Raw genomic sequence first — 22,106 nt, forward strand, 5'->3', positions numbered from 1 at the left:
CGCCGGACGCCAACACCCTGCTGTCGGTGGCCGACCACGCGCTGCGCAGCAAGGACTACGTCAACGTCATCGTCGCGGGCAAGCAGCCCTGCTTCGACTGGCTGACGATGGAGCAGGCCAAGGTCCACTGTGCGCGCGGCGCCGGGATCTGGGAATGGGCCGGTACGGACAGCGGCGAGAGGGAGCCGGACGTGGTGCTCGCGGCCGCCGGAGATGTACCCACACAGGAGGTCTTGGCTGCCGCTCAGCTGCTGCGCACCCATCTGCCGGAACTGGCGGTGCGGGTGGTCAACGTCGTCGACATCGCCCGGCTCATGCCGAGTGAGGAACACCCTCACGGTATGACCGACTTCGAGTACGACGGCCTGTTCACCCCCGACCGGCCGGTGATCTTCGCGTACCACGGCTACCCGTGGCTGATCCACCGCCTGGCCTATCGCCGCACCGGCCACAAGCACCTGCACGTGCGTGGCTACAAGGAGATCGGGACCACGACCACGCCGTTCGACATGGTCGTCCGCAACGACCTCGACCGCTACCGCCTGGTCATGGACGTCATCGACCGTGTGCCCGGCCTCGCGGTGCGTGCTGCGGCTGTACGGCAGCGGATGGAGGATGCCCGCCTGCGCCACCACGAGTGGATCCGCATCCACGGCACCGACCTGCCTGAAGTCGCCGACTGGTCCTGGGACGGCTGACCGATGCCAACAGACTTCGGACAGGGGGTCGTTCGCGCCGCTGTCCGGGGCCTTGCAACCCCTCCGGCGGGCGCCGACGGCGCGGGATATTGAAGCCGCAACGAGCAGGACAACACCTCAGGCGCCGCTCCCTCGGAGGGATGGGCATCATGGCAGTTCATGAGCATCCGCACCGCCATCTCGGATTCCGCTTCCCGTCGCGGCGCAGGGCCAGACGGCTCCCACCTCCGCGGATGAGGCGGCCGCCGCCGCGACCGCGACCAGCGCGTACGTGTTCGCCGGGCTCCACCTGCTGGCCGGGTTCATCTTCCTGCGGGCGTTCCTGGACAAGACGTTCGGCTTCGGCTACGCCACGCAGTCCGGCGAGGGCTGGATCGACGGCGGCTCGCCGACCAAGGGCTTCCTCAGCAGTGTCGCCGTTGGGCCGATGGAGTCCACCTTCCACGAGTGGGCGGGCACCGCTTGGGCGGACTGGCTGTTCATGCTCGGCCTGGGCGGCATCGGCCTCGCCCTGATCGCGGGCGTCGGCCTGCGGCTCACCGCCGCTGCCGGCACCGCGATGATGGCGCTGATGTGGATCACGGAGTGGCCGCCGGCCAAGCACCTGTCCGACGGGTCGGCGAGCATGTCGACCAACCCGTTCGCCGACTACCGCCTCATCTACGCCGTCGTCCTGATCGCCCTCGCGGGTGCCGGTGCCACCTGGGGCCTGGGCCGGGCCTGGGCGCAGCTGCCCTTCGTCAGCCGCAACCGCTGGCTGCTCTGAGTCCCACACGCTCGTCGGACCAGGGCGCCTCCGTTCGTGGGCGGGGCGCCCCGGTCCGTTCGTGTCCGCTCCGGCCCGGTGAAACACTCGGCCCGACCGGGCCCAGCGGCCCGGCAAGCGCGTGACGGATGGCGCGCCCCGGGTACGCCGGCAGTCCCTCCTCGCGGGCACCCGCGAGCGACGAGCCCCAACAGTGGACAGTTCACCTGCACAGGTGAGGAAGAGACCGGCGGTGACAGCAACGATGGCAGCTGGACCCCGGGCGACGACCCAGGTATGCCGCGTAGCGAGGGACGGTCGGCCACGGCCTGGGCTCGGCCCTGCCCGTCGGCCTCCAGGCGGCCAGGACACCGGTGAGCCCCGCCGGACCGCGCCGAGAACGGCATCCGGCGTCCTCCGTTGTTTGGCGGGAACCCCTGGCGCTGGGGCGTCCGCCCCGCCCCGTGCCGGGCGCTCGGACGGCCGGGCACGGCACGGGAGACGGATGTGCCACGGCGTCGTCGTTCCCTCAAGGCGCCCCCGGAGCTCCTGCCGCGGGAGCGGCCTGGCATGCCGTTCGAGCGAGGACGTCCGGTCCCGCCGCAACTCCCGCCCGGGCAGTGGCAACCATCCCGTGAGCTGGGCCGATGGTCCCGCAGCGGTGCCCGGTCGCCCCTGTCGGACGAGGACCTCACGGGCAGACACTGAAGTCCGAGGGACTCCCGACACCGAAAGCGGGGAACCGCTCATGCCCGTCACCGGCACACCCATCAGTCACTCCTCCGCCTACCTGGTCCGCGCGGCCGTGACCGCGCCGTCGCTCCACAACACCCAGCCCTGGCGCTTCGTCGCGGACGGCGACAGGGATCTCGAACTGCACGCGGACACCCGTCGCTGCCTGCCGCTCGCCGACCCCCGCGGGCGGGAACTGCTGCTCGGCTGCGGGGCGGCCCTGTTCAACGTGCGGCTGGCCATGCTCCACCTCGGCTTCCGGCCCCTTGTGCGTGTTTTCCCCGACCTGCGGCAGCCCGCTCACCTCGCCACGGTCGCCTGGGGCGCCTACACCCGGCCCACAGCGGAGGAACAGCGCCTGTTCGACGCCTTGGGGCTGCGGCACACCGCGCACGGCCCGTTCCTGCCGGAGCCGTTGCCCGCCGGCCTCGTCGCCGCGTTGCGTGAGCAGGCCGACTGTGAAGGCGCCCGGCTGCACGTCGTGGGGGACGCTGTGGACCGCCGCCTGGTGGCCGCGCTGGTACGTGCGGGGGAGGACGCCCACCGGGCCGACGAACGGTTCGCCGCCGAACAGGCGGGATGGGCCTGGCAGCCCGTGCGGCCGAGGCGTGACGGGGTGCCGGCCGACGCCGGCGTGCGTCACCCCGACGCGACCGCTCTCGCCGGTCGCGACTACGCCAGTCTGGCCGGCGCGAGCCCTCGGCATCCCCGGCCCTGGTCAGCGCGGACGGGTGAGGTGGTCCTGCTGGCCACCGATCGGGACGACCCGTCCACCTGGCTGACGGCCGGACAGGCCCTTCAGCGGATGCTGCTGCACGCGGCAGGACTCGGCGTGATGGCGGCCTTCCACACCCAGCCCTTGGAGGTGCCGGAACTGCGGGAACGCGTCCGGCGGACGCTCACCGCCGGGCAGTACCCGCAGGTCATCCTCCGCCTGGGACACCCGCCGTACGTGCGTTCCACGCCGCGCCGGGGCCTGGCCGAGGTCCTCGGCGGTGCCCGCGTGTGAGGGACCCGGCCCTGAAGGCGGCGCAACGCACACGGAGGCCGGGCGGAACCGCGAAGGTTCTGCCCGGCCTCCGTGCGGGCCGGGCCGGGCCGGCAGCAGCCGGCCCGGCCCGACGCGCCGTCAGCCGTAGTAGGCGGTCCGCATGATCGCCTGCATGTCGTCCAGCATCGGCATGCGCGGGTTGGCGGGCGCGCACTGGTCCTCGTAGGCGTTGAGGGCCTGCTGGGGCAGAGCCGCCAGGAACGTCTCCTCGTCGACCCCGAGCGACCTGAACGTCGGTTCGATGCCGACGGCGTCGCGCAGCTGCTGCACGGCCGCGACGAGGGACTCCACGCCCTCGGCCGGGGTGGCGGCGGGCAGACCCAGCGTGCGGGCGATGTCCTGGAACCGCTCGGGCGCCCGGTAGCTCTCGTACTTCGGCCACCCGGTGAGCTTCGCCGGTACCGTGCCGTTGTAGCGGATCACGTGCGGAAGCAGCACCGCGTTGGTGCGGCCGTGCGCGATGTGGAAGGTGGCGCCCAGCGTGTGGGACATGGCGTGCACGATGCCGAGGAAGGCGTTGCCGAAGGCCATGCCCGCGATGGTGCCGGCGTTGTGCATCTTCTCCCGGGCCTCCGGCGCCCCGTCGCGGTCGTTCACCGCCGCCTCGATGTTGCCGAAGATCAGCCGGATCGCGTGCAGGGCGAGCCCGTCGGTGAAGTCGTTGGCGTAGACGGAGACGTACGCCTCGATCGCGTGGGTGAGGGCGTCGAAGCCGCTGTCGGCGGCGAGCGCCGGCGGCAGCGCCGCGGTGAGCAGCGGGTCGACGATGGCGACGCTCGGGGTGAGCGCGTAGTCGGCCAGCGGGTACTTCTTGCCGGTGGCCGGGTCGGAGATGACGGCGAACGGGGTGACCTCCGCGCCGGTGCCCGAGGTGGTCGGCACGCACACCAGCCGGGCCAGCCGGCCCAGCTCCGGGAAGCGGAAGGCGCGCTTGCGGATGTCGGAGAACTTCTGCCGCATGTCCGCGAAGTCGACGTCCACACCGGCCGCGTGCTGCTCGTACAGCAGCCACATCACCTTCGCGGCGTCCATCGGGGAACCGCCGCCCAGCGCGATGATCGTGTCCGGGCGGAAGTCGCCCATCAGGCGGGCGCCCTCGCGCACCGAGTCGATGCTGGGCTCCGGCTGCACGTTGTCGATGATCTGCACCACCACCGGCTCCCTGCGCCGCTGCAGTACCCGGCTGATCCGGTCGACGAAGCCGAGCCGGGTCATCGTCGCGTCGGTGACCACCGTGACGCGGTGGACGTCCGGCATCGAGGCCAGGTAGCGGATGGACTGCGGCTCGAAGTAGATCTTCGGCGGCACCTTGAACCACTGCAGGTTGTTGCGGCGGGCGGAGACCCGCTTGATGTTGAGCAGCTGTGCGGCCGAGACGTTGTTCGACACGGAGGTGCTGCCCCAGGATCCGCAGCCCAGCGTGAGGGAGGGCAGCAGGCCGTTGTAGATGCCGCCGATGGCGCCCTGCGAGGACGGCGAGTTGACGATGACGCGGACCGTTTTCATCCGCCGTCCGTACGCCTCGGCGACCGCGCGGTCCTCGGTGTGGATGACGGCGCTGTGGCCCTGGCCGTGGAAGGCGACCATGTCGGCGGCGAGGGCGAAGCCGTGGCGCTCGTCCTCGGCCCGCAGCACAGCGAGCACCGGGCACAGCTTCTCCCGGGTCAGCGGCTCGTCGGGGCCGACCCGTGCGGCCTCGACCAGGATGAGCGAGGTGCCCTCCGGCACGCTGAAACCGGCCTGTTCGGCGATCCAGGCGGGGCTCTGCCCGACCGCGGCGGCGTTCACCTTCGGCTCGCAGCCGCCGCCCGGGGCACGGCCCGCCGGGAAGAGGAACGCCTCCAGCTTCGCCTTCTCCTCGGCGGTCGCCAGGTGGGCGTGCAGGGTGCGGAACTCGGCGAGCGCCGCGTCGTAGATGTCCGCGTCGAGGATCACGGCCTGCTCGGAGGCGCAGATCATGCCGTTGTCGAACGACTTCGACAGGACCAGGTCGTTGACCGCCCGGGACAGCTTGGCGCTGCGGTGCACGTAGGCCGGGACGTTGCCCGCGCCCACGCCGAGGGCCGGCTTGCCCGCCGAGTAGGCGGCCTTCACCATGGCGTTGCCGCCGGTCGCGAGGATCAGCGCGACACCGGGGTGCTTCATCAGGACGCCGGTCGCCTCGACGGACGGCTCCTCGATCCACTGCACGCAGTGCTCCGGCGCCCCCGCCGCGACGGCCGCGTCGCGGACCACGCGCGCCGCCTCGGCGCTGCACCGCTGGGCGGCGGGGTGGAAGGCGAACACCACCGGGTTGCGGGTCTTGAGCGCCATCAGCGCCTTGAAGAGGGTGGTGGAGGTCGGGTTGGTGACCGGGGTGACCGCGGCCACCACGCCCACCGGCTCCGCGATCTCGACCATGTCCTCGACGTCGTCACGGGCGATGACGCCGACGGTCCTCATCGGGCCCATGCTGTGCGCGACGTGCTCGCAGGCGAACATGTTCTTGGCGGCCTTGTCCTCGAACAGCCCGCGCCCCGTCTCCTCGACGGCCAGCCGGGCCAGCGCCGTGTGCTGGTCCAGGGCGGCGACCGACGCCTTCCTGACGATGTGGTCGACCTGCTCCTGGGTGAGGGACTCGTAGTCGGCGAGAGCCTTGAGACCGTTCTCGACGAGTCGGCCGACGGCGACCGCGGCGTCCGACGGCACCGCCTCGGTGCCGGCCGTCGCCCTGCTCGGCGCGTGCTGTCGGGTCATGGTGGTCCGCCTCCGTGATCGGGCCGCCGGTACGTCCGGCGGGTCGGGGGAGCGGCGCCGTGGGGGCCGCTTCCGTCAACCACTGTGGTGCGTCGGGGAGTCCGGGACCCGGTGCCGGAAGGCCCCGAGCGGGCCCGTACGTCCCTGCCCGGCCCGGGACCCTCGGCCCTCCCGGAACGGGGGCGACAGGAACGGGGCGACAGGGACGGGGCGACAGGAACGGGCACGGGCCGGGGAGCGGGACCACCGGCCCCGCTCCCCGGCCCGTGCCGGCCCGGCCCCCCGCCGCGGGGCGCCGGGTCCGCCTCAGCGCTCCGGACCTCCGCGCCACGGCGGCGGGGCGGAGGCCCGGCGGGCCCGCTCGCCGCGGTGCGCCACGCGTTCCGCGCGGGCGCGCAGGCGGTCGTGGAGGCGGTCGGCGAGCTCCCGGGCGGTCGCCTCGCGGGCGTGGACGACGACGAGGTCCTCGCCCACCTGGAGATCGGCACCCGCCCACCAGGGCAGTTCGACGTGGTGCGCCGACGCCTTGACGACGCGCACCTCGCCGCTCGCCTCCGGAAGACCGGGCCGGTCCAGGGCGGCCGCCACCTTCTCCCGGACGTAGGCGAGGGACGCCTCGTCCACGGCTCCGTCGGCACGCACCAGCACGGCGTCGGTCAGGTGACGGACACCGGTGTCCTTGGCGGTCATGTGCTCCACTCCCTTGTGGTCGTCGAGGTGGTGACCGGAGCGTGCCGCCGCCGGCGGCTCACGGGCCAGGGCCCGTCCGGCCCCCGGCGGAGGCCGAAGGGACCCGTTCCACGGCCACCCGGCCCCTCGGACGACGTACCGGGAGCCGGCGACGGCCCTGGAGGGGACGCGTCACGCAGCACGACATCGCCGTGGGGCCGGCGGACCGGCCGCGGTGGGCACCGCCTCGGCCACCGCCCGGGCCCCGTCGCCCGCGCCGCCCTCCACCACGTTCCCCGCCCCGTCGCCGCCGTCCCCCACGCCTGGCCCGGTTCCGCCGCCTCGTGCGGCCCGGCCGCGCCGGTCGCATCGGCGGCACCCGCACCACACCTGCCGGTGACGCCCGGCCGTCCGGCGGCGTCGGCACCCGGCCGGGACCCGCGGCGCCCACCGTGCCGGTGGGACTTCCGCCGGCCCCCGCGCGGTCCGGCCGCCCGTGCCGTCCCGCCGCCGGGAGGGGGGGCCGAACGTCCCGGTGGGGCAGGGCCGCAGGGGCCACGGCGGTGCCCTGTCCGGCACTCTCCCGGCACCGCCCCGCGGGACGACCATCGGGGTACGGCAGAGGGCCGGACACGACGAGAGGACCCGTGATGACCGCGACGGTGACGACCGACGCCCGCAGCGCCGACGCCTGGCGCGAGTTCGCCGGCAGCGGCTGGCGCGAACGCATCGACGTGCGCGACTTCGTCCAGGCCAACTACACCCCCTACGAGGGCGACGCCTCCTTCCTGACCGGACCGACGGACCGCACGCGCGCGGTGTGGGAGAAGGTCGGCGCCCTGTTCCCCGAGGAGCGCCGCAAGGGAATCCTCGACGTGGACGCCGCCACCCCCTCCACCATCACCTCGCACGCCCCCGGCTGGATCGACCGCGAACTCGAGTTGATCGTCGGGCTCCAGACCGACGCCCCCCTCAAGCGGGCGATCATGCCCAACGGCGGCCTGCGCATGGTCGAGAACGGCCTGCGCGCCTACGGCCACGAACCCGACCCGCTCGTCACCAAGATCTTCGGCACCTACCGCAAGACCCACAACGACGGCGTGTTCGACGCCTACACCCCGACGATGCGCACGGCCCGCAGGGTCGGCATCATCACCGGACTCCCGGACTCCTACGGCCGCGGCCGGATCATCGGCGACTACCGGCGCGTCGCCCTCTACGGCACCGACCGCCTGATCGAGGCCAAGCAGGCCGAACGCGCCCTGCTGGACGCGCGGCCCTCCACCGCGGACGTCATCCGCGACCGCGAGGAACTCGCCGAGCAGACCAAGGCGTTGAGGGAACTCGCCGAGATGGCCGCGACCTACGGATGCGACGTCTCCCGGCCTGCCGCCACCGCCCGGGAAGCCGTGCAATGGCTGTACCTGGGCTACCTGGCCGCGGTGAAGGAGCAGAACGGCGCCGCCATGTCGCTCGGCCGGACGTCCACCTTCCTGGACGTCTACCTCCAGCGCGACCTCGACGAGGGAGTGATCGACGAGTCCCGCGCCCAGGAACTGATCGACGACTTCGTGATCAAGCTGCGCATCGTCCGCTTCCTGCGCACCCCCGAGTACGACGCCCTCTTCTCCGGCGACCCGACCTGGGTGACGGAGTCCATCGGCGGCATCGGCCTGGACGGCCGCCCCCTGGTCACCCGCACCTCGTTCCGCTTCCTGCGGACCCTCTACAACCTCGGGCCCGCTCCCGAGCCGAACCTGACCGTCCTCTGGTCGCCCCGGCTGCCGTACGGCTTCAAGCGGTACTGCGCCCAGGTCTCCGTCGACACCAGCGCCGTCCAGTACGAGTCCGACGATCTGCTCCGTCCCCGCAGCGGGGACGACACCGCCATCGCCTGCTGCGTCTCCGCCATGGCGGTGGGCCGGCAGATGCAGTTCTTCGGCGCACGCGTCAACCTCGCCAAGGCACTGCTGTACGCGATCAACGGCGGCCGGGACGAGGTGACCGGCGAGCAGGTCGGCCCTGTGACGCCCCCGCTGACGGGCGAGTACCTGGAGTACGAGGAGCTGTCGGCGGCCTACGACCGCGTCCTGGACTGGCTGGCCGGGACGTACGTCGACGCCCTCAACGTCATCCATTACATGCACGACAAGTACGCCTACGAGCGTCTGGAGATGGCTCTGCACGACCACCCCGTGCACCGGTTCATGGCCTGCGGCATCGCCGGCCTCTCGGTCGCCGCCGACAGCCTCTCCGCCGTCAGGCACGCGCGGGTGAAGGTGCTGCGCGACGCGACGGGGCTCGCCGTCGACTTCCGCACCGAGGGGGAGTTCCCCGCGTACGGCAACAACGACGACCGCGCCGACGCCATCGCCGCCGCCCTGGTGGAGTCCTTCATGGCCAAGGTGCGCAGGCACCCCACCTACCGCGACGCCGAGCACACCCAGTCCGTCCTGACCATCACCTCCAACGTGGTCTACGGCAAGCACACCGGCAACACCCCCGACGGCCGCCGCGCCGGCGAGCCGTTCGCGCCGGGCGCCAACCCCATGAACGGACGCGACCGGCACGGCGTCGTCGCCTCGGCCCTCTCGGTGGCGAAACTGCCCTACGAGCACGCCCGGGACGGCATCTCGCTGACCACCACCATCACCCCCGAGGGCCTCGGCCACGCACCGCACGAACGCGCCGGGCACCTGGTCGGCATCCTCGACGGCTACATGGCGGCCGGCGGATTCCACATGAACGTCAACGTCCTGGACCGGGCGACCCTGGAGGACGCCATGGAGCACCCGGAGAAGTACCCGGAGCTGACCATCCGGGTCTCGGGCTACGCCGTGAACTTCGTCCGGCTCACCCGTGAGCAGCAGCTCGACGTGATCAGCCGCACCTTCCACGGTGCGCTGTGACCGCCGGGCCGACGGGGCCGGTCACCGGCCGGGTCCACTCCTGGGACCTGTCCACCGGCGTGGACGGTCCCGGGACCCGGTTCGTCCTGTTCACCAGCGGCTGCCCGCTGCGCTGCCTGTACTGCGCCAATCCCGACACCTGGCGGATGCGGGACGGACAGGAGCGCACCGTCGACGAGGTGATGGAGGAGATCGGCAGGTACCGGCCCTTCCTCACCACGGCAGGCGGCGGGGTCACCCTCACCGGCGGCGAGCCGCTGCTCCAGCCCGGGTTCACCGGTGCGGTGCTGCGCCGCTGCAAGGAGGCCGGACTGCACACCGCGCTGGACACCTCCGGCCTCCTCGGCGCACGCGCCACGGACGAGGTCCTCGCCGACACCGATCTGGTCCTGCTGGACGTCAAGTCCTTCGACGTGGGCGCCTACCGCCGGCTGACCGGCGGCTCCCTCGCGCCCACCCTCTCCTTCGCCACCCGCCTGAACCGGCTCGGAGTGCGGACGTGGATCCGGTACGTCCTGGTGCCCGGCTGGACCGACGACCCGGACGCCGTGGACGGCCTGGCCGAGTTCGTCTCCGGCCTCGACACGGTGGACCGCGTCGACGTCCTGCCCTTCCACAAGCTCGGCGCGGCCAAGTACGAGGCGCTGGGCGTCCCGTTCGCCCTGAAGGACACCCCGCCCCCGGACCCCGCCCTCACCGAGCGGGTCCGCGGACGCTTCCGCGCGCACGGGACGCCGGCCTACTGAGCGCCCGCGCCCGCGCCCGCGCCCGCGCCCGCGCCCGCGCCCGCGGGCGCGGTTCAGGAGACGCGGTCGAGGGTGTACCGCCGCTGGAACCCCAGGGCGGCGGCCATCAGCGCGGCCGGCACGACGGTGAAGCCGAGGAGCAGCGCGGTCAGCGCCGAGCCGGGCTGGTCGACGCTCTCACCGGCGGTGCTGGAGACGAAACCGCCCAGCGCCAGGACGGCCGAGTACAGGTACGGGCCGACGGCGGTGCCGGTCGCCTCGGCCGCGGTCCACACCCCGGTGTACGCACCCGCCTTCGCGGTTCCCGACGCCTCCGCCGCCGCGACGACGTCGGGCACCATCGAGAAAGCGAACAGCTGCAGGCCGGCGAACGCGACGCCCATCACCGCCACGACCACGGCGGTGACGGCCACGCCGAACGCCCCGCCGGACACGGCGCCGGGCAGGAGGGCCAAGGAACCCGCCGCGAAGGCCGCCTGGGACAGCAGCAGCCCGCGCTGCTTGCCGATCCGCCGGGACCAGGCCGTCCACAGCGGGCCGGCGAAGAGCGCCGGGGCGAGGAACAGCCCCATGAGGAGCGCGGTGAGCCCGGTGTCCCCGAGGGCGTACTCCGTGAAGTAGGGCAGCGCGGCGAGGAACAGGTGCGTGGTCGTTCCGGTGAACAGGTAGGACAGCGCCAGCGCGCGGTAGTTCCGGTCCCGCCAGGCCAGCCGCATGCCGGACAGGGTGGAGTGGCCGCCCGTCCCGGCGGGCGCGCGGACCCCGCACCCGTCGGCGAGCCGGCGCACCCCGGACAGCGCGACGACCGAGGTGACGACCATGACCGCCGCGAGCAGGAGCGCCATCCGGGTGTAGTCGCCCCGGCCTCCCGCGGCGGTCAGGGCGGGCGCGGCGACGCCGGCGCCCAGCAGCCCCACGGTCAGGCAGAGCATGCGGAACATGAAGATCCGTGTGCGCTCGTGGTAGCCGACCAGGAGGTCGGAGGCCGTGGTGAGGTACGGCACCTGGAAACCGGCGAAGAGCAGGTTGCCCACCACGAACCAGCAGCCCACCCAGGCGGCCGCGGCCCCGCCGGTGAGGGCGGACGGCACGCCGAACATCGCCACCATGGCGGCCCCGAGCAGCACGCCGGTGCGCATCATCCGGCGGCGGTGGCCGAACCGGACCGCCTCCCGGTCCGAGCGCGAACCGAGGAACGGATGGACGACGACGTCCACGACCTTGGGCAGCAGCAGGGTCAGGCCGGCCAGGAAGGCCGGCACGCCCAGGACGTCGGTGAGGAAGTAGAGCAGCAGCAGCCCGGGCACGGTGACCCAGACGCCCATGCCCAGGGAGCCGCTGGCGTAGGCCGCCAGCGGACCCCGGCCCGCCCGCGTCCCGGCCGTGGCGGCCGGCGCGGCCGGGGCGCTCACGAGCCGCTCCCGTGCCGCTCGACCACGCCGGCCGCGAGCGCGGCCCCGTCGAAGGCGCCGGCCCTGACCCGGGCGGTGAAGGTGCGCGCCACGATCCGGTCGGTGACGGAGGGCAGGTGGCGGGCCAGGAAGAACTCCACCGCGCCCTTGCGGGTGGTGGTCACGTCCCGTCGCGGGCGCCTGGCCAGCGCGGCCAGTTCGACGGCGTCGACCACGCCCTCGAGCGGCTCGTACACGCTCATGCCCTCCAGTGACAGCCCGGCCTCCTTCGTGGAGTCGTGGATGGGACTGCGCACCGCGGACGGGTACACGCAGGTGACCGAGACGTGGGTGCCGAGTTCCAGGCGCAGCGCGTCGGCGTAGGCGGCCACGGCCCGCTTGGAGGCCCCGTACGCCGCGGCGAGCGGCAGCTGCAGAACCGCCATCCTGGAGGTCACCATCACCACCCGGCCGCGCGCGGCCACCAGGGAGTCGACGCAGGCGGCCGTCACCCGCCAGGTGCCGAGGAGGTTGATCTCCAGCTGGCGCCGGACCTCGCTCCCGGGGGGAAGCTCGGCGGGCGCGGGGCCACCGACCCCGGCGTTGTTCACCAGGACGTCGAGCCCGCCCAGGCGGGAGAGGGCGTCCGCGGCGGCGGACCGCACGCCGTCGTCGTCGGTGACGTCGCAGCGGATCACGTCGAACGGCTCGTCGCCGGAGGGCCGCACGTCGAGGCCGACCACGTGCGCCCCGGCCCGCGTCAGCCGCTCGCCGAGGGCGCGTCCGATGGTGCCCGAGGCGCCGGTGACGAGGAAGCGCCGCCCGCGGGGGTCGTGGCGCCGGTCGAGGAAGGGGACGGTCATGCGCGGGCCTCCGTCGCGGGGGTGTGGACGGCGGCGCCGCGGGCCGCCCGGCGGACACCCGCCCGGATCTCCCGGGGCAGGGCGGCGACGTACCGGTCGAAGTCGACGCGCATCATCGGCCGTTTGTCCCCCCACCGCCGCACGGCCGCGGCGTGGGCGCGGCGGACCGCCGCCCGCTGCTCGGCCGGTGACGGCAGGGCGTAACGGCCGCCGAGGTGGGCGGCGAGGAGCTTGGCCTGCGCCTCCACGACCGGCAGCGCGGCGCCGGTGGACTGCATGAGCCCCACGAAGGCCAGCGTCGGGTCCTCGAGGTGGAAGACGCGCCGGTACAGCGGCATCGCCTCGGGATCGTCGCCGGTCCATTCGCGGTCCAGGAACGGGATGCTCACCCGGTAGCCGGTGGCCCACACGATCACGTCGACGTCCTCGGCGGTCCCGTCGGTGAACACCACCCGGCCGCCGTCGAGCCGCTCGACTCCGGGACGGGCGACGACCTCCCCGTGGGTGAGGCGGTGCAGGATCGTGTCGCTGACGGTGGGGTGGTTCTGGAAGAGGCCGCCGGCCGGTCGGGGCAGCCCGTACTTCTCGGGGGCGCCCACCGCCAGCCGCAGCACGGACTGCGCGACCGTCTGGCGGATGCGCCACGGCAGCACCGCGAGCGCCTTGCCGGTCAGGTCGGAGGGGCGGCCGAAGAGGTACTTGGGGACGATGTGCGTGCCGTGACGGGCCGACAGCAGCACCGGTCCGGCGCTGACGTACGAGGCGTCGACGGCGATGTCCATGGCGGAGTTGCCCATCCCCACGACGAGTACCCGCCTGCCGGCGAACGGGCCGGGGTCGCGGTAGTCGTGGGCGTGCGTCTGCAGGCCGTCGAAGCGGCCCGGGTAGGCCGGGGAGGGCCATCGGGGGTCCCAGTTGTGGCCGTTGGCCACCACCACGGCGTCGTACTCCTCCGTCACGGTGGCGTCGCCGGACCGCGCCTCGACCGTCCAGGCCGGGCCCGGGCGGCGTACGGCGGTGACGGTGGAGCCGAACCGGATGCGCCCGGTGACGCCGAAGGCGTCGGAGTACCGCGCGAGGTAGCCGGCGACCCGGGCGGCCGACGGGTAGTCCGGCCACCGGGCCGGCATGGGGAAGTCGGCGAACTCGGTGCGGCCCTTGCTGGTGTTGAGGTGCAGGCTGTCGTACGCCGGGGACAGCCCGCCGGCGTTGTCCCGGGCCCACAGGCCCCCGGGGCGGTCGCCCCGCTCCAGGACGGTGACCTCCAGGCCCTCGTCCAGCAGCGCCTTGGCGGAGGCCAGTCCCGCCGCCCCCGCACCGATCACCGCCACCCTCGTCGAGCCCATGCCCGGTCCTCCTCACTAGGGGCGGTCATTCAATCGAATGATGGAGAGCGCGACAAGCCCCTCCGACCTCCTCCTTCCGGCCCCGGCACCTGATTGGAGCCGGTCGGCCGCCTCGGGTAGCCTCGGCCGCATGAGCGCCCAGCCGGACGACGGTTCCAGCCGCGAACGCATCCTGGCGGCGGCCACCCGGCTGTTCGCCGAGCGCGGTTACGACGCCACCAGCACCCGTGCCATCGGGGAGGCCGTCGGGCTCAACATCGCGACGGTCGCCTACCACGTGGGCGGGAAGGCGGAGCTCTACCGCGCGGTGATGCGCCGGGCGCACCTGGCCCAGCGGGAGGTGGTCGTCGCCGCCCTGCGGGAACTGCGCGCGTGCGGCCCCTCGGCGGCGGAGACCCGGGCCGCGCTGCTCGGCTTCGTCGACGCCTACCTGACCTTCTGCATGAACCACCCCGAGGTCCCCGCGCTGTGGATGCGCCGGTGGCTGTCGGAGGGGGCCGACCTGACCGAGATCGAGGCGGAGTTCGCCGGCCCGCTGATCAGCGAGGTCGCCGTCTCGGTGCGCGAGGTGCTGGACCGGGCCGGCCTCGGCCCGGGCGTCGACGTCGAGATGCTGGTCTTCACGATCGTGTGGACCGCGCACTCCTTCGGCCAGGCGGGCGTCATCGACCCGACGGGGCGCCGGCTCGGTCCGCGTGACCTGGCCGTGCTCGACCGGTTCCGCCGGCACCTGCACGACCTCGTGACCAGCGTGACGGGCCGCGGCCCGGGCGGTGGCGAACAGGAGCGGTGAGGGGCGCCGGCGGGCGGGCCGGACCGTCCCGGAAGCCGTCCGGGAGCACGGGGCGGCTTCCCCGGGCGCCCGCCGGGCCGTCACGGTCCCGCCTCACCGCCCGCCGGTCCTGGCCCGGGCCCGGGCGAGGTTCACTCCGCTGGCAATGACCCCGATGTGGCTGAACGCCTGCGGGAAGTTGCCCATGAACTCCCCCGTGGACGGATGGATCTGCTCCGGGAGGAGTCCCGTCGAACCGGCCCGCGCGCACAGCGACGCGTACAGTTCCTCCGCCTCGTCGAGCCGGCCCTGGCCGGCCAGGTTGTCGACCAGCCAGAAGCTGCACAGCAGGAACGCCCCTTCCTCGCCGGGGAGTCCGTCGGGGGACTCGTCGTGCAGGTAGCGGTGGAGCAGCCCGTCGCCCGCCGACAGGCGGTCGGCCACGGCGGCCGTCGTCGCCACCATCCGTGGGTGGTCGACCGGGACGACGCCGCGGAGCGGCAGGGCGAGCAGGCAGGCGTCGAGGGCACCCCCTCCGGAGAGCCGCACGCTCAGGGTCCGCGCGTCCTCGTCCCAGGACCCGTTCAGGATCAGGTCGCGCAGTTCACCGGCGCAGGCGCGCCACCGGTCGACGCGTCCGGGCAGCCCGTGCCGCTCGGCGATCCGCACCGCCCGGTCCAGCGCCACGTGGCACAGCCCCGCCGAGTAGGTGAAGGCGCCGCCCTCGTTCCGCACCTCCCAGATGCCCTGGTCCGGCCGGCGCCAGGCGGTGGCCGCCCGGTCCGCGAGACCGGCCAGGCGGGACCACAGGGCGGGCTGGATCTCGCCCCCCGCCAGCAGCCACTGGTCGGCGCAGTCCAGGATCTCGCCGTAGACGTCGTGCTGGCGCTGGCCGGTCGCGCCGTTGCCCCAGCGCACGGGCGCCGAGCCCTGGTAGCCCTCCAGCCCGGGGTCCACCACCTCGTCCGGCACCGGGGAACCGTCGGGGGTGTACATGATGCGGGGCCGTCCGCTCTGCTCGAACGCGTCGAGGACCCAGCCGAGGAACGCGTCCGCCTCGCCCGGGAAGCCGATGCGCCGCAGCGCGAACACCGCGAAGGCCGCGTCCCGGATCCAGGTGTAGCGGTAGTCCCAGTTCCGGATGCCGCCGATGGGAGCGGGCAGGGAGGAGGAGGGCGCGGCGACGAGCGAACCGTCGGCCCAGTCGTCGCACATCTTCAGGGTGATCGCGGCCCGCCTGACCAAGGACTCCTCAGGGCCGTCGTAGGTGCACCGGGCCATCCAGCGACGCCACGCCTCACCCGTCGCGGAGAGCACGGCGTCGGCGTCGAAGCGGTGGTGGCGGTGGAAGCGCCCCCAGGACAGGACCAGGTCGAGGCGGTCGCCCTGCCGCAGGTCGTAGCTGTTGCGGAGGCCATCGAGGGGGCGGTCGCCGCGCAGGTGGAGCCGCAGCCCGGGCTGCCGGTGCGGCCGCACCTCGACCCCGCCGAACAGGGAACGCGCCTGCGCACCGCCCCTGGGCTCCAGGTCCGCCCGCAGCCGCACCCGGCCGGACAGCACCCGCGCCGAGCGCACGAGCTCGGCGCGCCCGGCGGGAGCGTCGTCGGTGAGGTCGGCGCCCGGGCGCAGCGTGAGGGCGTCGGTGAGGCGGACGACCCCGTCGGGGGTCCGCAGGTCGGTGACGAGCACCCCCGTGTCGGACGCGTACCACTGCCGGGCCTCGGTCAGACCGTCGGGCGCGACGGTGAAGTGCCCCCCGCGGCCGCGGTCCAGGATCCCGCAGAACAACGGCTCCGAGTCGAACCGGGGCAGGCACATCCAGGGGATGGAGCCGTCGAGCCCCACCAGCGCCGCGGTCGTGCCGTCGCCGATGAGCCCGAGGTCCTCCAGCGGCAGGTACCCGTTCCGCCTGCGGACCGGCCGGAACGGTGGATCGGGGTCGTACATGGAGGCGCGCTCCCCCCGGGACGTGGATGTGACGGTCGGCCCTCGTCCACACGGTGGCAGAGGGGCGCGGAGGGCGCGAGGCGGTCACGGGGGAGACTGCTGCGGGCGGGTGAAGCCGTCGCGGACCGCCCCGGTCCGCCGGTCCCGTGCCGGACGGGGCGCGGGAGACCGCTCAGGTCGCCGTGACGAGCGCCGGGTCGGTCCGGGCGCGTCGGCGGCGGGTCACGCGGACGGAGAGGAGGGCCGCGCAGGCCACCAGCAGGGGCCAGGCCAGGTGGGGGCCGGAGAGGACCAGCAGGGCGAGGACCGCCACCAGGGCGGACCAGGCGGAGCGGCGGCCCCAACTGCCGCGGGGGAGCAGGCGGACGGCGGCGGCCACGCCGATGGCGTACACCACGGAGAAGGAGGCCGCGGAGAACATGACCGCCGGCTGCGCGCCCGTTCCCGTGACGGCGACGGCGACCAGGGTGAGCAGGGCCAGGGCGGAGACGACCAGCAGGCTGCGGCGCGGGGTCTCGCCGGCCGTGCTGCCCCGGGCGAACCAGCGGGGCAGCGCGCCGTCCCGGCCGAGGGCGGCGCCGAGCTTGGCGGCGCCCGCGTAGTAGGTGTTCATGGTGCCGAAGGTGAGCAGCAGCGCGGCCACCGCGGCCAGCGGCCGTGAGCCCTCGCCCAGCCCGCGGGCCATGAGGTCGCCGAGCGGCGCTCCGGAGCGGGCCGCGCCGGCGCCGAGCACGGTGATGACGGCGAAGGCGGCCGCCAGGTAGACGACGCCGACGACGACGACGGCGGCCGCGGTGGAGCGCGGCAGGTCACGCTCGGGACGGCGGAACTCGCCCGCGAGGTGGGCGACCGCCTCCCAGCCCGCGAAGCAGAACACCAGCAGGGCCGCCGCCGGGCCGACGGCCGACCAGCCGTGCGGCGCGAACGGGCGCAGGTTGGCGGTGTCGGCGTGCGGGAGGGAGAACAGCACGGCGGCGGCGAGCAGGGCGAGCAGCAGGGCGAACAGGATCACCTGGAGCCGGACGCCGGTGGCGTTGACCGCCGTGACGACCGCCATCAGGGCGACGGCGGTGACGACGGTCGTGGCCGTTCCGCCGCCGAGCGCGGAGGAGACGTAGGAGCCGCCGAAGAGGGCGGCGGCCGTGGCGCCCGGCGGTATCGATAGGTAGAAGCACCATCCGGCGACCGTGGCGGCCCGCTCACCGAAGGCCAGCCGGGCGTAGGTGGACACCCCGCCGGCGTCGGCGTGGCGCGCCCCGAGGGCGGCGAAGGCGGCGGCCAGCGGCACGGAGAGGACCACCAGGGCGGTCCAGGCCAGCAGGGAGGCGGGGCCGGCGATGTCCGCGGCGAGCGCGGGGAGGGCGATCACACCGGTGCCGAGCACGGCGCCCACGGAGAGGGCGGTGCCCTGCGCCGCGGTGAGCCGCCCGGCGGGGGAGGAGTCGGTCCGAGACATGGGTCCAGCCTCCGGGCCGCCGCACCGCTTCACCAGTGGCGGAAAAGACCCCATGCGCTATGTTCCTGCCATGAAGAACGGCACGAGCTCCTCCCGGCCCGCGGCGGGCCGGCGCCACGTGGTGGCGGTGGCGGTGACGGACGGCGCGGCCACCTTCGAACTCGCGGTCCCCTGCGAGGTGTTCGGGATCGACCGCAGCGACCTCGTCGACCCCTGGTACGAGCTGCGGCTCTGCGCCGCCGAGCCGGGGCCGCTGCGCACCCCGTCCGGTCTCACCCTGAGCACCCCGTACGGGCTCGACGACCTCGTGGAGGCGGACACCGTCGTGGTCGCCGCCTGCTCCCGCCGCGTCCAGCTCGACCCGCCTCCCGGCCTCCTCGCCGCGCTGCGTACCGCGCACGCGCGGGGGCGGCGGATCGTCTCGCTGTGCAGCGGCGCCTACCTGCTCGCCGCCGCCGGGCTGCTCGACGGGCGCCGCGCCACCACCCACTGGATGAGCGCGGTGGACTTCGCGCACCGCTTCCCCCGCGTCGCCTACGACCCGTCCGTCCTCTACACCGAGGACGGCACGCTGCTGACCTCGGCCGGCACCGGTGCCGTCATCGACACCTGCCTGCACCTGGTGCGCCACGACCACGGTTCGGCCGTGGCCAACGAGGTCGCCCGGAGGATGGTGGTGCCCCCGCACCGGGAGGGCGGCCAGAGGCAGTACGCCGCACCGCTCCCGCCGCGCGCCCGCCGCGAGGAGGGCCTCGGCCCGGTGCTGGACTGGGCGCGCCGGCGGCTCCACGAACCGCTGACGGTGGCCGGACTGGCCCGCGAGGCGCACCTCAGCGAGCGCACCTTCGCGCGCCGCTTCCGGGACACGCTGGGCACCACACCGCTGCAGTGGATCCTGCAGGAACGGGTGCGACTGGCGCAGGAACTGCTGGAGACCACCGACGACCCCGTGGAGTCGGTGGCCCGCCGGACCGGCTTCGGCAACGCGGCCAACCTGCGGCGCCACTTCGGCCGGCTGACCACGGTCTCCCCGCGGACGTACCGCCACGTGTTCCGGCACCGGTCCGCCGGACAGGACGCCGGCGCCTCGTCGCGCCCGGCGGCCTCGGCGGACCGCGGGCGGTGAGGCGGCCGGCGAGCGCGGCGGCGCCGGCCTGCGGCGTCGGCCGGTGACGGCGTCCGTGGCGGCCCGGGCGGGTCGTTCCCGCCGCCCGGCGAGCCCGCGGGGGTGAATGTTCCTTCCGCAGGTTTCGGACCCGGCCCCTGCGCTACCCGTGTGACCGACGAGCGTTTCGGCGAGCAGACGCAGCGAGGAGGACCGATGTCGAATCCGCAGCAGCCCGAGATACGGCGCAGCGACAAGGGGGCGAGCACTCCGCAGGACAGCCAGTCCCGCAAGGCGGCGCAGCCCGGCCAGGAGGGCGGCGGCCACGCCCACGGCACGGACCGTGGGAACAAGGGCGGCGGCAAGGGCGGCGGTACGCCCCCCGAGCAGCAGCCGGACCACCCGGTCTGAGCCCGCCCGCGGACATACGAGGAGTCACCGTGACCGTTCCCGAGGAGAACCGCCCCAAGACGACGTCCACGGACGACGTCATCGAGACGCCTGACGAAAGCACGTCCGACGCGCGGGACGCCGGCGCCACCGGGCGCACCATGCGGGAGGCGATGGAGGAAGCCGGACTCGGCCCGGACGACGTGCGCGACGAGACCTGACGCCGGCGGTCCCCGTCCGTACGCGGGCGGAAGCCGTCACCGGCGGAAGCGCCCGTGCCCGCCGGGCACGGGCGCTTCCGTGTGCGCGCGCACCGTCACGCCGGAGCCCTCGACGTCGACGGGGGCCCCGGCGTGATCGCGCTACTCCCGCGTCGGCTCAGTGGTCCGGTAGCGATGCGCCATGCGGGGACCGGAACCGTTGCGCACCTCGAGCTCCGCGGCTGCCAGCCGGGACACCGCTTCCGCGTCGGCGAGGCCGGGCACGCACACCACTTCGCCCGCCTCCAGTCCGGCGAGGGAGGCCGTGACCACGTCGGCCGGCGGCATGCCGCCCTCGTCGTGGATCCGGGCCTCGCCGCCGACCGGGGCGTCCCCGGCGCCCAGGTGGAACTCGGTCGCGGTGAGCCCGGGACAGACGACCTGGACGCGTAGGGGCGTGCCGGCGAGTTCGGCGGCCAGGGTCCTGGTGAAGACCACCGTGTACGCCTTGGTGCCCGCGTAGACGGCCCGCTCGGGGAGGGGGCCGGGCGGCAGAGCGCCGGCGTACGCCAGCAGCGAGGCCACGTTGACGACGGCGCCCCGGCCGCGCTCCAGCATGCCGGGGACCGCCGCGCGGGTGAGCGCCGTGAGGGCCACGACGTTCACCTCCAGCACCTTGCCCAGGAGTGCCGGAGCGACCTGGGCGAACGGTCCGTAGCCGTTGATGCCGGCGTTGTTCACGAGCAGGTCCACGTCACCGCCGGAGGCCCGCTCCGCCACCCGGGCCAGATCCGCCGGCCGGGCGAGGTCCGCCGCCAGCGTTTCGACCGCCCTCCCGGTCCCCTCACGCAGCTGTCCCGCGAGGGCGTCGAGCCGCTCGGCGCGCCGGGCGACCAGCACCAGGTCCCAGCCGCGTCCGGCCAGCTGGACGGCGTACTCCCTGCCGATCCCCGAGGAAGCCCCGGTCACCAGGGCCGTCCCGGATGCCTCGTGCGATGCCATGCGCCCGATCCCTTCCGCCGCCGGGCCGGACCGCTCGACGGGCGGTCTCCGCGGCCGTTCCGCGATCACCCGCCGGGTGTCCGACGCCCCGCGGGCGAAACGCCCCGGAACCGGCACCGACGCGGCGCCTTCTTCTCCGAGGCGGCACGAACCGGAATCCGGGTAAACGGGAGGCCATGCCGACCCCCTCCCACGGGCAGCGCGGGAGGAGGCCGGCTCGTCCCACCGGGTGAGGAGCAGGAGGACCGGATGCGTCTGTCCCACAGTCGTCCCACGGATCCGGGGTACCGCCGTCGGCGACACGGGCGCGGCTTCCGGTACCTCGACGCCCAGGGGGATCCGGTGCGCGATCCCGCGGAGCTGGACCGGATCCGGGCGCTGGCCGTACCGCCGGCCTGGCGCGACGTGTGGATCTGCGCCCGGGCCAACGGGCACCTGCAAGCCGTGGGCACCGACGCCGCCGGACGCCGCCAGTACCTGTACCACCCCCGGTTCCGCGCCCAGCAGGAGCAGGCCAAGCACGAACACGTGCTCGATGTCGCCGAGGTCCTCCCGGCGGTGCGGGAGGCCGTCGAGGGGCACCTGGGCGACCGGGGACTGACCCGGCAGCGCGTCCTGGCCACCGCCGTACGCCTGCTCGACCTGGGGTTCTTCCGCATCGGCAGCGACCGTTACGCCGAACTCAACAACAGTTACGGCCTGACGACGCTGCTCATCGAGCACTCCCGCTGCCGGGCCGGCGCGGTCCTGTTCACCTACACCGGCAAGCACGGCAGGGAAATCGTCCGGACGACCGCGGATCCCGCCGTCTGCCGCAGCCTCAACGCGCTGCGGCGGCGGCGGGGCGGCGGCGACCGGCTCCTGGCGTACTGGGAGGGGCGCCGATGGCACGACGTGAGCGGTGAGGAGGTCAACGCGTACCTCAAGGAGCTGGCCGGCCTCGAGATCACCGCGAAGGACTTCCGCACCTGGCACGCCACGGTCATGGCCGCCGTGGCCCTGGCCGTCTCCCGCTCCGTCACGCGCAGCGAGACCGCCCGGCGCCGGGCCGTCGCCCGGGCGGTGCGCGAGGTGGCCGGGTACCTCGGCAACACGCCCGCGGTCTGCCGCGCCTCCTACATCAATCCACGGGTGATCGAGTTGTACGAGGAAGGCGTGACCATCGCCTCCGTGCTGCCCCGCCTCGGCGACGGGGGCGCGCCCGGCATCCCCGCCACCCACGGGCCCGCCGAACGGGCCGTGCTGCGCATGCTGCGCGACGGGCGTCCACCCGCGGCCGGGTAGGGCCGGCCCCGCGCGGCGTGCGGCCCGGGAGGCCTTCGGCCCGGTCGGGACGGGGTCCGGCGCC

General features: G+C 74.3%; 17 protein-coding genes and 1 pseudogene. 10 read left to right on the forward strand and 8 right to left on the reverse strand.

Going from position 1 to position 22,106, the window contains the following annotated elements; translation table 11 throughout:
* The 3 genes and pseudogenes from A2U95_RS32790 to A2U95_RS20255 all read left to right on the forward strand — a co-directional run.
* On the forward strand, window positions 1-698 hold a 698-nt coding region (locus A2U95_RS32790), incomplete at its 5' end, for a phosphoketolase family protein (protein WP_476756104.1).
* Window positions 699-847: 149 nt separating this feature from the next.
* Window positions 848-1,464, forward strand: a pseudogene (locus tag A2U95_RS20250) (hypothetical protein).
* A 727-nt stretch (window positions 1,465-2,191) separates the two neighbouring features.
* On the forward strand, window positions 2,192-3,184 hold the full coding sequence (locus A2U95_RS20255; RefSeq protein ID WP_166024523.1) for an Acg family FMN-binding oxidoreductase: 993 nt from the start codon (window positions 2,192-2,194) through the stop codon (window positions 3,182-3,184).
* Between the two features lie 120 nt (window positions 3,185-3,304).
* On the opposite strand, the gene adhE is transcribed toward A2U95_RS20255, so the two are convergent.
* Both adhE and A2U95_RS20265 read right to left on the reverse strand, forming a co-directional pair.
* A complete protein-coding gene (gene adhE, locus A2U95_RS20260) occupies window positions 3,305-5,962 on the reverse strand; it encodes a bifunctional acetaldehyde-CoA/alcohol dehydrogenase (RefSeq protein WP_166024525.1) in 2,658 nt (885 codons plus the stop codon).
* Between the two features lie 306 nt (window positions 5,963-6,268).
* Entirely contained in the window at window positions 6,269-6,652 is a 384-nt protein-coding gene (locus tag A2U95_RS20265; RefSeq protein ID WP_166024527.1) for a hypothetical protein, read from the reverse strand.
* Window positions 6,653-7,281: 629 nt separating this feature from the next.
* Between A2U95_RS20265 and pflB the strand changes: the two genes are divergently transcribed.
* Window positions 7,282-9,540: a formate C-acetyltransferase gene (gene pflB, locus A2U95_RS20270; RefSeq protein WP_166024530.1), complete on the forward strand. Its 2,259-nt coding sequence runs from the start codon at window positions 7,282-7,284 to the stop codon at window positions 9,538-9,540.
* The gene (gene pflA / locus A2U95_RS20275; protein WP_166024532.1) at window positions 9,537-10,286 is read left to right on the forward strand and encodes a pyruvate formate-lyase-activating protein; all 750 of its coding nucleotides are present in this window, start codon (window positions 9,537-9,539) and stop codon (window positions 10,284-10,286) included. The genes pflB and pflA overlap by 4 nt, the downstream gene beginning before the upstream one ends.
* 53 nt (window positions 10,287-10,339) lie before the next feature.
* On the opposite strand, the gene A2U95_RS20280 is transcribed toward pflA, so the two are convergent.
* The 3 genes from A2U95_RS20280 to A2U95_RS32800 are packed head-to-tail and all read right to left on the reverse strand — an operon-like array spanning window position 10,340 to window position 13,886.
* Complete coding sequence (locus A2U95_RS20280) at window positions 10,340-11,698, reverse strand: MFS transporter (RefSeq protein WP_240957385.1); 1,359 nt, start codon at window positions 11,696-11,698, stop codon at window positions 10,340-10,342.
* On the reverse strand, window positions 11,695-12,540 hold the full coding sequence (locus tag A2U95_RS32795; protein ID WP_166024534.1) for an SDR family NAD(P)-dependent oxidoreductase: 846 nt from the start codon (window positions 12,538-12,540) through the stop codon (window positions 11,695-11,697). The genes A2U95_RS20280 and A2U95_RS32795 overlap by 4 nt, the downstream gene beginning before the upstream one ends.
* A complete protein-coding gene (locus tag A2U95_RS32800) occupies window positions 12,537-13,886 on the reverse strand; it encodes a flavin-containing monooxygenase (protein ID WP_166024536.1) in 1,350 nt (449 codons plus the stop codon). The genes A2U95_RS32795 and A2U95_RS32800 overlap by 4 nt, the downstream gene beginning before the upstream one ends.
* A gap of 130 nt (window positions 13,887-14,016) precedes the next feature.
* Here A2U95_RS32800 and A2U95_RS20295 point away from each other — a divergent pair, with 130 nt between their 5' ends.
* Window positions 14,017-14,679, forward strand: coding sequence for a TetR/AcrR family transcriptional regulator (locus A2U95_RS20295; RefSeq protein ID WP_166024538.1), 663 nt, complete (start codon window positions 14,017-14,019; stop codon window positions 14,677-14,679).
* A 93-nt stretch (window positions 14,680-14,772) separates the two neighbouring features.
* Here the strand turns inward: A2U95_RS20295 and A2U95_RS20300 are convergent, their stop codons facing one another.
* Together A2U95_RS20300 and A2U95_RS20305 are read right to left on the reverse strand one after the other, a co-directional pair.
* Entirely contained in the window at window positions 14,773-16,605 is a 1,833-nt protein-coding gene (locus A2U95_RS20300) for a glycoside hydrolase family 15 protein (protein ID WP_166024539.1), read from the reverse strand.
* 172 nt (window positions 16,606-16,777) lie between these two features.
* A complete protein-coding gene (locus A2U95_RS20305; protein WP_166024541.1) occupies window positions 16,778-18,061 on the reverse strand; it encodes an APC family permease in 1,284 nt (427 codons plus the stop codon).
* Between the two features lie 70 nt (window positions 18,062-18,131).
* Here A2U95_RS20305 and A2U95_RS20310 point away from each other — a divergent pair, with 70 nt between their 5' ends.
* From A2U95_RS20310 to A2U95_RS20320, 3 genes are all read left to right on the forward strand, one after another.
* The gene (locus A2U95_RS20310; protein ID WP_166024543.1) at window positions 18,132-19,187 is read left to right on the forward strand and encodes a GlxA family transcriptional regulator; all 1,056 of its coding nucleotides are present in this window, start codon (window positions 18,132-18,134) and stop codon (window positions 19,185-19,187) included.
* Between the two features lie 195 nt (window positions 19,188-19,382).
* Window positions 19,383-19,577: a hypothetical protein gene (locus A2U95_RS20315; RefSeq protein ID WP_166024545.1), complete on the forward strand. Its 195-nt coding sequence runs from the start codon at window positions 19,383-19,385 to the stop codon at window positions 19,575-19,577.
* A 29-nt stretch (window positions 19,578-19,606) separates the two neighbouring features.
* Complete coding sequence (locus tag A2U95_RS20320; RefSeq protein ID WP_166024546.1) at window positions 19,607-19,777, forward strand: hypothetical protein; 171 nt, start codon at window positions 19,607-19,609, stop codon at window positions 19,775-19,777.
* Window positions 19,778-19,918: 141 nt separating this feature from the next.
* On the opposite strand, the gene A2U95_RS20325 is transcribed toward A2U95_RS20320, so the two are convergent.
* Window positions 19,919-20,758, reverse strand: coding sequence for an SDR family NAD(P)-dependent oxidoreductase (locus A2U95_RS20325; protein WP_166024548.1), 840 nt, complete (start codon window positions 20,756-20,758; stop codon window positions 19,919-19,921).
* A gap of 249 nt (window positions 20,759-21,007) precedes the next feature.
* Here A2U95_RS20325 and A2U95_RS20330 point away from each other — a divergent pair, with 249 nt between their 5' ends.
* The gene (locus A2U95_RS20330; RefSeq protein ID WP_166024550.1) at window positions 21,008-22,042 is read left to right on the forward strand and encodes a DNA topoisomerase IB; all 1,035 of its coding nucleotides are present in this window, start codon (window positions 21,008-21,010) and stop codon (window positions 22,040-22,042) included.
* Window positions 22,043-22,106 lie beyond the last annotated feature (64 nt).

This window comes from Streptomyces chilikensis, from assembly GCF_001642695.1.
GTDB lineage: Bacteria > Actinomycetota > Actinomycetes > Streptomycetales > Streptomycetaceae > Streptomyces > Streptomyces chilikensis.

Bases quoted from the DNA above. Each gene is read 5' to 3' on its own strand.
- A2U95_RS20255 (WP_166024523.1), top strand. From the start codon at position 2,192: ATGCCCGTCACCGGCACACCCATCAGTCACTCCTCCGCCTACCTGGTC.
- adhE (WP_166024525.1), bottom strand. From the start codon at position 5,962: ATGACCCGACAGCACGCGCCGAGCAGGGCGACGGCCGGCACCGAGGCG.
- A2U95_RS20265 (WP_166024527.1), bottom strand. From the start codon at position 6,652: ATGACCGCCAAGGACACCGGTGTCCGTCACCTGACCGACGCCGTGCTG.
- pflB (WP_166024530.1), top strand. From the start codon at position 7,282: ATGACCGCGACGGTGACGACCGACGCCCGCAGCGCCGACGCCTGGCGC.
- A2U95_RS32795 (WP_166024534.1), bottom strand. From the start codon at position 12,540: ATGACCGTCCCCTTCCTCGACCGGCGCCACGACCCCCGCGGGCGGCGC.
- A2U95_RS32800 (WP_166024536.1), bottom strand. From the start codon at position 13,886: ATGGGCTCGACGAGGGTGGCGGTGATCGGTGCGGGGGCGGCGGGACTG.
- A2U95_RS20295 (WP_166024538.1), top strand. From the start codon at position 14,017: ATGAGCGCCCAGCCGGACGACGGTTCCAGCCGCGAACGCATCCTGGCG.
- A2U95_RS20300 (WP_166024539.1), bottom strand. From the start codon at position 16,605: ATGTACGACCCCGATCCACCGTTCCGGCCGGTCCGCAGGCGGAACGGG.
- A2U95_RS20305 (WP_166024541.1), bottom strand. From the start codon at position 18,061: ATGTCTCGGACCGACTCCTCCCCCGCCGGGCGGCTCACCGCGGCGCAG.
- A2U95_RS20310 (WP_166024543.1), top strand. From the start codon at position 18,132: ATGAAGAACGGCACGAGCTCCTCCCGGCCCGCGGCGGGCCGGCGCCAC.
- A2U95_RS20315 (WP_166024545.1), top strand. From the start codon at position 19,383: ATGTCGAATCCGCAGCAGCCCGAGATACGGCGCAGCGACAAGGGGGCG.
- A2U95_RS20325 (WP_166024548.1), bottom strand. From the start codon at position 20,758: ATGGCATCGCACGAGGCATCCGGGACGGCCCTGGTGACCGGGGCTTCC.
- A2U95_RS20330 (WP_166024550.1), top strand. From the start codon at position 21,008: ATGCGTCTGTCCCACAGTCGTCCCACGGATCCGGGGTACCGCCGTCGG.